Source organism: Stenotrophomonas sp. YJH_SMC_131 (assembly GCF_059367975.1).
In genome coordinates this window covers 13,873-23,167 of record NZ_JCAFRJ010000007.1, presented here as the reverse complement: position 1 = coordinate 23,167, position 9,295 = coordinate 13,873, and the positions used below count along the sequence as shown (strand labels likewise).

General features: G+C 69.2%; 9 protein-coding genes. 3 read left to right on the top strand and 6 right to left on the bottom strand.

Features of this window, described 5'->3' with window-relative positions:
• Positions 1–15: 15 nt before the first annotated feature.
• The 6 genes from AC5P56_RS15120 to AC5P56_RS15095 all read right to left on the bottom strand — a co-directional run bounded on the left by AC5P56_RS15120 (position 16) and on the right by AC5P56_RS15095 (position 5,701).
• Positions 16–414 carry a hypothetical protein gene (locus AC5P56_RS15120; RefSeq protein WP_049405551.1) on the bottom strand — a complete coding sequence of 133 codons (399 nt, stop codon included), beginning with the start codon at positions 412–414 and terminating at the stop codon, positions 16–18.
• 94 nt (positions 415–508) lie between these two features.
• A complete protein-coding gene (locus AC5P56_RS15115) occupies positions 509–2,548 on the bottom strand; it encodes an FUSC family protein (protein WP_014648929.1) in 2,040 nt (679 codons plus the stop codon).
• A 3-nt stretch (positions 2,549–2,551) separates the two neighbouring features.
• A complete protein-coding gene (locus tag AC5P56_RS15110; protein ID WP_100450825.1) occupies positions 2,552–4,012 on the bottom strand; it encodes an efflux transporter outer membrane subunit in 1,461 nt (486 codons plus the stop codon).
• Positions 4,009–4,926 (bottom strand): efflux RND transporter periplasmic adaptor subunit, encoded by a 918-nt coding sequence (locus AC5P56_RS15105; protein ID WP_049442557.1) that lies wholly within the window; start codon positions 4,924–4,926, stop codon positions 4,009–4,011. The genes AC5P56_RS15110 and AC5P56_RS15105 overlap by 4 nt, the downstream gene beginning before the upstream one ends.
• Positions 4,923–5,132 carry a DUF1656 domain-containing protein gene (locus AC5P56_RS15100; protein WP_134809457.1) on the bottom strand — a complete coding sequence of 70 codons (210 nt, stop codon included), beginning with the start codon at positions 5,130–5,132 and terminating at the stop codon, positions 4,923–4,925. Before AC5P56_RS15100 ends, AC5P56_RS15105 begins: the two co-directional genes overlap by 4 nt.
• 113 nt (positions 5,133–5,245) lie before the next feature.
• Complete coding sequence (locus tag AC5P56_RS15095) at positions 5,246–5,701, bottom strand: MarR family winged helix-turn-helix transcriptional regulator (protein ID WP_012481667.1); 456 nt, start codon at positions 5,699–5,701, stop codon at positions 5,246–5,248.
• A gap of 696 nt (positions 5,702–6,397) precedes the next feature.
• On the opposite strand from AC5P56_RS15095, the gene folE reads away from it, so the two are divergent.
• From folE to AC5P56_RS15080, 3 genes are all read left to right on the top strand, one after another.
• Positions 6,398–7,009: a GTP cyclohydrolase I FolE gene (gene folE / locus AC5P56_RS15090; RefSeq protein ID WP_134809454.1), complete on the top strand. Its 612-nt coding sequence runs from the start codon at positions 6,398–6,400 to the stop codon at positions 7,007–7,009.
• Between the two features lie 112 nt (positions 7,010–7,121).
• The gene (locus AC5P56_RS15085; RefSeq protein ID WP_032960145.1) at positions 7,122–8,591 is read left to right on the top strand and encodes a DUF3375 domain-containing protein; all 1,470 of its coding nucleotides are present in this window, start codon (positions 7,122–7,124) and stop codon (positions 8,589–8,591) included.
• Entirely contained in the window at positions 8,578–9,279 is a 702-nt protein-coding gene (locus tag AC5P56_RS15080; protein WP_005421303.1) for a DUF4194 domain-containing protein, read from the top strand. Before AC5P56_RS15085 ends, AC5P56_RS15080 begins: the two co-directional genes overlap by 14 nt.
• Positions 9,280–9,295: the final 16 nt, after the last annotated feature.

Below are 9,295 nucleotides of genomic sequence, written 5' to 3'. Positions count from 1 at the left end.
GCCCTGCCGCCGCACCTATTCCGCGATCAACACCAGCCCATCCGGGAACACGATCGCCGCTTCATCGGCACTCACGTCGAAGAAGCCCACGCCGTGCTTTTCGGCCAAGTCCTGCACGCGGCCATGCGCACGCTCGGCCACCGAATAGGCAAACGCACCGTAGATCACCTGCTGGCCGATGCTGTACTCGGTCACCTCGGCGCGGTCGTCATCGTCGTTGCTCAATGGGCCGTTCAACGGCGGGAAGTCCTGCGCCATCTCCGCGAACCACGCCTGCAGCGCCGCGCTGCTGACTGCCGGGTCGTCGTACTCGTGGCGCTCGTTCCACTGCGTCTGCTTTTCGAACCAGGCGATGAACGCTGCCGCCTCGCGTGGCGCGGCGCTGGCCTCGAACACCATCATGTCGTAACTCATTGGAGCTTCCTGGGCAGAGCAGGGGTCAGAGCCTTCGCTCGCGGCGAAGGATCCGATCCCGGCAACGGGGTCTGTGGACGCACAGGGTATCGCGCTACGGCTGTTCGGCTGCACTCATGGCCAGGCCCGGCGCCAGCGCCTTCGCCTCCGGAAACAGCGCGAAGCGCAGGCCGATCAGGCCCATCAGCGCCTCGTCGCGTGCCTTGCAGGCGGCTACGCTGCCGACCCGTCCCAGCGAGGTATCCAGCCGCTCGCGCAATGCGTCGGCCGCCACCATCGGCTTGCGTGCGGCAATCTGCCGCCGGTAGTGCGCGGCGATCTCCTCAAGAATGTGCTCGACCGCTTCGCGGCTGCGCTCGGGCAGTTCCAGCCGCGCGCGGCGCAGCTGCAGGATGTTCAGGCCAATGCGCGCTTCGTTGAGCATATCCACCGAGGCGATGTCGCTGCCCTCCGGGGTTGCCGCCAGGCGCGGCGCGAGCAGGCCCAGCAGGTCGAGCATGCGTGCGGCGAAGCGCTGGCGGTCCTGCTGGCCGCGCCCTTCGGCGGCCTCGGCCAGCGTAGTCCAGCCCTGCCGCACCAGCCGGCGCGCGGTCCACTCGGCACCCACCGAACGGAACAGGCGGGTCATCACCACCGCAAAGCCAATGCCGATGAACATCGCGATCGACGAGTTGAGGAAGGTCTGGATGTTGGCGCTGTAGGTGTTCTGCAGGCTCAACAGCGCGGCCAGGTTCACCGTCAGCGGCAGTGCGAACAGCGCGCTCTTGGGGTGGTGCAGCATCAGCCCCAGCGGCAGGAACGCCACCGCCAGCACCAGCGCCAGCAGGCCGAAGTCGTGCACGGCCGGGAACACGCCGAACAGGTACACGCCTGCCACCACCGAGGCGACCATGGCCCACACCAGGAACGACACCATGCTCGGTGCCGGGTCGTCCTGCGCGGCGAAGAACGCCGCGGTCACCGCGGCCATCATCGCGCCGTTGCCACCGCCCTCCCAACCCAGCGCGATCCACAGCACGCAGTAGCTCATCAGTGCCACGCCGGCACTGAGCGCGGAGAACAGCGCCATGCCGTAGTCGACGTGCTTGTCGGCGGCCACGCGTTCGGTACGGATGCGGTAATGCGCGCGGTCCAGCGGCGCGGTGCCGTGGTCGATGGCGTGCTGCAGGGTGCGGCAGTCCTGCCACAGGTCCACCAGTTCCTCCAGGCGCAGCAGCAGGCTGGCCAGCTGCAGATGCTGCAGGTCGCGGTCCACCTGCGGCTTCAGCGCGCTGATGCGCGCGCGCAGGCGGGCGTATTCACTGGCGTTGGTCGGGCCATCCAGCCAATCGTGGATGTCATCGACCAGCGCCGGCAGCCCTTCGGGCAGGGCTTGGCCGTCGCTGCGCAGCGCACTCAGGCGATCGGCAATCGAGGACAGCACTGGCAACAGCAGCAGCATGCGCTCACGCAGGCGCTCCATCGACACCGCAGACCCGGCATGGCGCGGATCATCGCGGCGCAGGAATTCGATCAGTGCCTCGAACTGCACCAGGTCGGCGGCCAGCCGGTTGCGCGGCGCGTGCGCGCGTCCACGTTCAAGGATCTGCCGGCACCACTGCGCGGCGTCCTCCATCCAGTTGCCGATGCGCGCGCGCAGCATCGGGCGTACCGAGGCCGGGAACAGCAGCGAAGCGGCCAGCACCGCCACGACCGTGCCGAGGATGATCTCCTCGCTGCGTGCCACCACCGTGTCGAAGATGGTCTCCGGCGAAGTCACCGCAGGGAAACCGATGAAGGCGGTGGTGTAGCCGGCCAGCAGGAACGCGTAGCCGCGCGGGCCGCGGTTGAGCAGGGCCATGAACAGGCAGCCGGCCAGCCAGATCGACATGGCCGCGCTCAGCACCAGCGGCGTCTCCACCAGCGCCGGCAGCACCAGCAGGGTGGCCAGGCCGGCCACCAAGGTGCCGACGATGCGGTACACGCCCTTGGCCCGGGTCGGGCCCAGCAGCGGCTGGCTGACGATGTACACCGTGCCCATCGCCCAGTACGGGCGCGACAGGTTGCCGGCCATGGCGATGTACAGCGCGGCCACTGCGGCCAGGTAGGTCTTGATCGAGAACAGCCAGGCCTGGCGGTCGGTCAGCGCGTTCATGGTTTACTTCGCTGCGGTCGAGGCGTTGGGCGCGGTGGCGCTTGCCTGCCAGCCACCGCCCAGCACCAGGAACAGGTGGATCTGGTCGCGCGAGACCTGCGCTTCGGCGGCCGCCAGGGTGGCATCGCTGGTGGCCAGGCTGCGGTCGGCATCCAGGCTGGACAGGTACGGCGTGCGGCCGCCCTGGTACAGCCGGCGGTTCTGCTCGGCGGCCAATGCGGCCTGTTCCTGCGCAGTGCGCAGCGACTGCAGCCGGCGCAGGTCCTGCGCATAGCGGTCCAGCGCGGTCTGGGTCTCGCGCAGCGCCTGCAGCACGGTGTGGTCGAACTCGGCCAGCGCGGCATCGGCGCCCGCCTCGGCGGCGTGGATGCGTGCGTGCGTGCCGGAGGACGGCAGCGTCCACGAGATCAGCGGGCCGATCGACCACTGCTGGGTCATCGGCGTGCCGAAGTCTTCCAGCAGGCCGGCGGCACCCACCGAGGCACCCAGGCGGATGTCCGGGTACAGCTCGGCGGTGGCCACGCCGATCCGCGCGGTGGCCGAGGCCAGCTTGCGTTCGGCCTGGCGCACGTCCGGACGGCGCTGCAGCAGCGCACGCCCATCACCGACCGGCAGCGGCTGCGCCAGGCTGGGCGCGTGCGCGCAGTCGATCACGCCGGCCGGCAGCTGGCCCGGGGTCTGCCCGAGCAGGGCGGCCAGCGAATAGGCGGCCGCCGAACGCTGCGCGCGCAGCGGCGGCAGCGCGGCTTCCAGCAGCGCGACCTGGGCATTGGCGCGGGCCAGTTCCGGCGGCGTGCCACGGCCAGCCGCGATCAGGCGCTCGGTGACCGTACGGCTGCGTTGCTGCAGCTGCAGCGAATGTTCGGCCACGTGCAGCTCGTGGTTGGCGTGGCAGATTTCCAGATAGCTGTCGGCCACCTGCGCGACCACGCTGACCTGGGCCAGGTCGCGCGCGGCAGCAACGGACTGCTCGTCGGCACGCGCTGCCTCGGCGCCGCGCTTGAGCTTGCCGAACAGGTCGAACTGGTAGCTGACCGCGAACTTGCCATCGGCCAGGTTGATCACCGGCAGCTCGTGCTCCTGCAGGAACGATTCGGCCGACAGCTGCGCGCGGCTGACCCCGGCCTCGGCCTCGTACTCGAAGCCACCGGCGTCCAGCGCCTGCTCGTACACCGCCGCGGCACGGCGCAGATGTGCATCGGCGGCCTTCAGCTCGACGTTGTCACGCAGCGCCTGCGTGATCAGGCCGTCCAGCACCGGGTCGTTGTACAGCGACCACCAGCGGTCGGGCAGCGCCTGGTTGGCGGCCACCTGCGGGTTCTGCGTATCGATGAAGGCCGCATTGGCCTGCGGGCGCTTGAAGGCCGAGCCTTCCGGCAGGGCGTAATCCGGGCCGACGGTCTTGCAGGCCGCCAGGCTGGCCAGCGCAACGATCAGGCCGAGACGGGGCAGGGCGGCGTTCACAGGCCCGCCTGTGTCGGCGCAGTGCCGGCCTTGTCGTTGTGCGGATGGCGGCCGGTGTCCACGGTCACCGTGGCGGTACGGCCGGCGATCAGTTCCACGCCCTTGGGTACTTCGTCGATGGCGATGCGCACCGGAATGCGTTGTGCCAGCCGCACCCAGTCGAAGGCCGGGGTCACGTTCGGCAGCAGGGTGCTGCCGTTGCTGCGGTAGCGGTCTTCGATGCCGGCGGCGATGCTCTCCACATGGCCACGCAGCGGGGCCGACTCGCCCATCAGGCGGATGTCCACGCGCTGCCCCGGGGCCACGCCGCGCAGGCGGGTTTCCTCGAAGTAGCCATCGATGCGGAACGAGCCGGTATCCAGCAGCGCCAGCACCGGCTTGCCGGCTACCACGTAGTCGCCCACGCGCAGGGTGCGGTCGTTGACCCGGCCATCGGCCGGTGCGCGCACTTCGGTGCGGCCCAGGTTGAGCTCGGCCAGGTCGACCGCCGCCTGTGCGGTGGCCAGCGCAGCCTGTGCGGCCTGCAGCTTGGCGCGGCGCACTTCGGCGTCCTCGGCGGCGACCAGGTCCTGCAGGCTGCGGTCACGGCCGATCTCGCGGCGCAGCTGCGCCACCGATGCCTGGCGCTCGGCCAGGTTGGCGCGGGCCTGCTCCAGCGCGATGCGGTAGCGGGCGCGGTCGACCACGAACAGCAGGTCACCCTTCTTCACCGCCTGGTTGTCGGCCACCTGCACCGTTTCCACCAGCCCGGACACGTCCGGCGCCACCTGCACCACGTCGGCGCCGACATGGGCATCGCGGGTCCACGGCTCATCCATGTAATAGACCCACAGCTGGCGCAGCACCAGCAGGGCGATGATCACGGCTGCGCTGGTGAGCAGCACCGGCAGGGTCTTCTTCACGATCTTGTTCACGATTGCATCCGACGCAGGAGGTGGAACAGCAGGCCAAGCACGATCCCGTACAGGGCCAGGTTGAACAGCGCCGGGTGCCATACGTGGCGATAGGCGCCGGCACGCTGCAGCAGCGCGTGCAGGCCGCTGTTGACCAGGTAGGCCAACAACATCAGCCCGAGCAGGGTCGGGACGAACACTCCGTGGAGACTGAATTCACCGGGCATCGGTAGGGGCGGGGGCGAGGTGGGGGAGGGGAGGGGAGGAACAACGAAACAACGGCAACGGGTAAAAGCCGCTGGCGTGTGCACGGCAGCGGCGGTATTCGGGGGCAGCGGTCTTACGTGATGCGGTCGGCGGCCTCGGCCAGCAGGCGCCATGCCTTCAGCACGGCGTGCAGTTCATCCATGGAAAGCTCGCCGAACACGTCCTGGCGCAGGCCGATCAACTGGTCTTCCAGCTCGCTGACCAGCGCATGGCCCGCGTCGGTCAGCCACAGCAGGTTGGCGCGGCGGTCGCTGGCGTCGCTCTCGCGGCGGACCAGGTCGCTGGCGCACAGCTTGTCCAACAGGCGCACCAGGGAAGGACCCTCCATGCCCAGCTGCTGGGCCAGCGCCACCTGGCGGATGCCACCGCCGGAGCGGCCGATCATCAGCAGGGGCATGGTGCAGGCGGTGGAGATGCCGTAGCTGCCGAGCCGGCTGTCGGCCAGGCGCTGCCACTGCCGCCCTGCGTACAGCAGGCCGGAGCTGAGCTGCATCTGCAGCACGGTGCGCTCGTCGAGGGGTCGGTCCATAAGAGATAGATAGGATACTACTAATTTCATTCCTATCAATAGGTATTGCTGAATGGGTGGGTAGGAATACTGAGGAAAGCGTTGCGCCCGCTTGGTGTCGGGTGGGGCAGCGGGGGCCGGACGGTGCAGGACACGCCGTGAACCCCCCTCCGGGGTCCGGCCCAGCCGCTGGCGGCTGGGCGTTCGGGCGCTTGCGAGGCATGCCTCGCAAGCAAAGCGCCCTCACCCTTGGGGGCTCGGCCGCGGCATCCATGCCGCGGACGGTCCTGCCCCGCCCGGCCCCCGCTGCCTTCCCATCACCCCGCGAGCGCGGTGGGTTGGCTCTTAGAAGCAAGAGCAGAAGCAGTGCGGACCAACGGTCCGCACCCACCAAAGCAGAAGACACCACAGCAGCGGCGCGCTGCTTCCGAAGTCATGAACCCCCGCTTTTGCCCCCGCTTTCGGGCGGTCCGGCCGCGCCTGCGGGAAATTGTCGGAGAGGGGGAGGGGCAGGCCGGGCAGGACCGTCCACGGCATGGATGCCGTGGACGAGCCTACAGGGACGTACTTGCGGCGTGTCCTGCCCGGCCTGCCCCTTCCCCCTCTCGCTCAGCAGCAACGAGGCGCCGGAAGAACCCCCCGATGAACCGTCCCAACAGGACGACCCACCCCCCGGTCGGGTACGATGCTCGCCCCCCGTTCGGGACGCTGTACGCAATGAGCAAGAACAACGAAAAGGCCGCCCGGCAGGGCGACGTGACCCAGGACCAGGCCGAGGATGCCGTGCGCACCCTGCTGCGCTGGGCCGGTGAGGACCCGTCCCGCGAAGGCCTGCTGGATACCCCCCGCCGTGTCGCCGAAGCCTATGGCGACTGGTTCAGCGGTTACCGCGACGACCCGCGCGCCTACATGGAGCGGACCTTCGAGGAAGTGGCCGGCTACGACGAACTGATCGTTCTGCGTGACATCGAGTACGAAAGCCACTGCGAGCACCACATGGCGCCCATCATCGGCCGCGTCCACGTCGGCTACCTGCCGGCCGGCAAGGTGGTGGGCATCAGCAAGCTGGCCCGCGTTGTCGAAGCCTACGCCCGCCGTTTCCAGGTGCAGGAGAAGATGACCGCGCAGATCGCCCAGTGCATCCAGGATGTGCTGCAGCCGATCGGCGTCGGTGTGGTCGTCGAAGGTGCCCACGAATGCATGACCACCCGCGGCATCCACAAGCGCGGCGTCAGCATGGTCACCTCGAAGATGCTGGGCAGCTTCCGCGACGACGCGCGTACCCGCGCCGAGTTCCTGCGCTTCATCGAAGTGGGCGGCAAGCGCTGAGCCGCTTGACCGCACTGCGCCGGCCTCTGCGGGCCGGCATGCCCACGGCTGCCCGCGCGGCCGCCGCGGGCGGCTGCTCGTCCCCGCCAGCCCTCATGACTCCTTTCGCTGCATGAAGCACCGCGAACGCATCTCCCGTTACCGCCATCTGCGCGAACAGCCCCAGTGGAAGCTGCTTGCCGCCGACCACGCCCCGGAAATCATCGGCCTGCTGCAGGGGCTGCTGATGGACGGCGAGCGCACGCTGCCGTCGTCGGTGCTCAACGAGCGCCTGCAGCGTGCGCTGGACCAGCTCAACGGCGACGAACTGTCGCGTGAGCTGCCGCGTACCGCGCAGGCCTACATCGCGCACTGGCTGGCCCAGGGCTGGCTGGAACGCCGTCTGCCCGAAGGCGCCGACCAGGAGCAGTACGAGCTGTCGACTGCGGCACTGCAGGCCATCCGCTTCGCCGATGGTCTTGAGCAGGCGCGCGTGGCCGCCACCGAAAGCCGCCTGGCGCTGGTCATCGAACAGCTCTCGCAGTTGGCCGCGCAGACCGAGTCCGACCCGGATGCACGCCTGTCAGCACTGCGCGACGAGCGCGACCGCATCGACGCCGAGATCGCCCGCGTCGGTGCCGGCCGCGTGGTCGCGCTGGATGGCAAGCGCGCGCTGGAGCGTGCGCGCCAGATCATCGGCCTGGCCGACGAGCTGACCGAGGATTTCCGTCGCGTGCGCGACGATTTCGAGCAGCTCAACCGCGACTTCCGCGAACGCATCATCGACGACGAGGGCGAGCGCGGCGATGTGCTGTCGCAGCTGTTCGAAGGCGTGGATGTGATCGGCGAGAGCGATGCCGGTCGCAGCTTCCAGGCCTTCTGGCGCCTGCTCAACGACGCCGAACAGAGCGCCCAGCTCGATGCCGCGCTGGAAGCGGTGCTGGCGCGTGGCTTCGCCCGCCGCCTGGACCGCAATGAACGCAACTTCCTGCGTGGCTTCACCAGCACCATGCTCGAGCGCGGTGGCCAGGTGCACGACGTGCTGCAGAATTTCGCGCGCAGCCTGCGTGGCTTCGTGCAGAGCCGTGGCTATCTGGAACAGCGCCGCCTCAACCAGCTGCTGAAGCAGGCGCAGTCCGAAGCGCTGGCCCTGCGCGACGAATTCCCCGCACAACGCGGCATCGGCCGCGACCTGCAGCTGACCACCAGCCGCCTGCGCTCGTGGTCGCAGTGGAAGCTGCACGATCCGCGCAGCGCCCAGGTCGATGGCAACGTCGAGTACAACGACGCCGCAGCCATCAGCCTGGAGAGCGTCGGTGATCTGGTCGCTTCGTCTGAAATCGACTTCCGCACCCTGCGCCGCGACCTGCACGACCTGCTCGATGCACAGCCGCGGCTCAGCATCGCCCAGGCACTGTCGCAGCGCGAAGCGCCGCAGGGTCTTGGCAGCGTCATCGGCTACCTGTCGCTGGGCACGCGCTTCGGCAACGTGATCGCTGGTGAGCAGGAGCTTGCCGAATGGCGTGGTGGCGACGGCCAGGTCCGTCGCGCCCGCATCCCGCTGGTTTGGTTCACCCAGGAGAGACGCCATGAGCTGGCATGAAGATCCCATCGACGCACCGCAGGCCGACGTGGCGGAAGACGCCTACGAAGCCGAACCGGTGGCGGCCGTGGCGCAGCCCCGCCGTGGCAATGACGTGTATTACCTGGGCGACACCGGGCGCCTGCCGCTGGATGCACGCCGCGCGCTGTGCCAGCTGCTGATCGGCCCCAGCATCGACCAGCTGCGCCACGCCAAGCTGTGGCCGGCACTGATCCGCAGCGAGGCGGCCATCCGCTCCTCGCTGGCGGACCTGTTCCTGGAACTGGTGCTCGACCGTGACAGCGGCGTGGCCTTCACCCGCCAGGCCGATACCGAAGACGTGGATGCGCCGGTGCTGCTGCGCACCTCGCCGCTGACCTTCATCGATTCGGTGCTGCTGCTGTACCTGCGCCAGCAGCTGGCCGAGGCCGATGCGCGCGGCAACCGCGCGGTGGTCGCCGACGCCGAGATGGCCGAAGCGCTGGCCATCTACGAGAAGAACCTGTCCACCGACCGCGCCGGCTTCAACCGCCGTGTCGCCTCGGCGGTGCAGAAGATGAAGGACAACCACATCCTGACCCGCCTCAGCGGCCAGGAAGACCGCCACGAAGTCTCGCCGGCGCTGAAGCTGCTGTTCTCCGCCGAAGACGTATCCCAGCTTTCGGCGGTCTACCGCCAGCTGCGTGAAACCCCGGCCGCCGAGGCCTGAGAGACCCGACCATCGC

What these genes read in the sequence shown, in the direction of transcription:
- AC5P56_RS15095 (WP_012481667.1), bottom strand. Translation starts at nt 5,701, where the DNA reads ATGGACCGACCCCTCGACGAGCGCACCGTGCTGCAGATGCAGCTCAGC.
- folE (WP_134809454.1), top strand. Translation starts at nt 6,398, where the DNA reads ATGAGCAAGAACAACGAAAAGGCCGCCCGGCAGGGCGACGTGACCCAG.
- AC5P56_RS15080 (WP_005421303.1), top strand. Translation starts at nt 8,578, where the DNA reads ATGAGCTGGCATGAAGATCCCATCGACGCACCGCAGGCCGACGTGGCG.
- AC5P56_RS15120 (WP_049405551.1), bottom strand. Translation starts at nt 414, where the DNA reads ATGAGTTACGACATGATGGTGTTCGAGGCCAGCGCCGCGCCACGCGAG.
- AC5P56_RS15115 (WP_014648929.1), bottom strand. Translation starts at nt 2,548, where the DNA reads ATGAACGCGCTGACCGACCGCCAGGCCTGGCTGTTCTCGATCAAGACC.
- AC5P56_RS15085 (WP_032960145.1), top strand. Translation starts at nt 7,122, where the DNA reads ATGAAGCACCGCGAACGCATCTCCCGTTACCGCCATCTGCGCGAACAG.
- AC5P56_RS15100 (WP_134809457.1), bottom strand. Translation starts at nt 5,132, where the DNA reads ATGCCCGGTGAATTCAGTCTCCACGGAGTGTTCGTCCCGACCCTGCTC.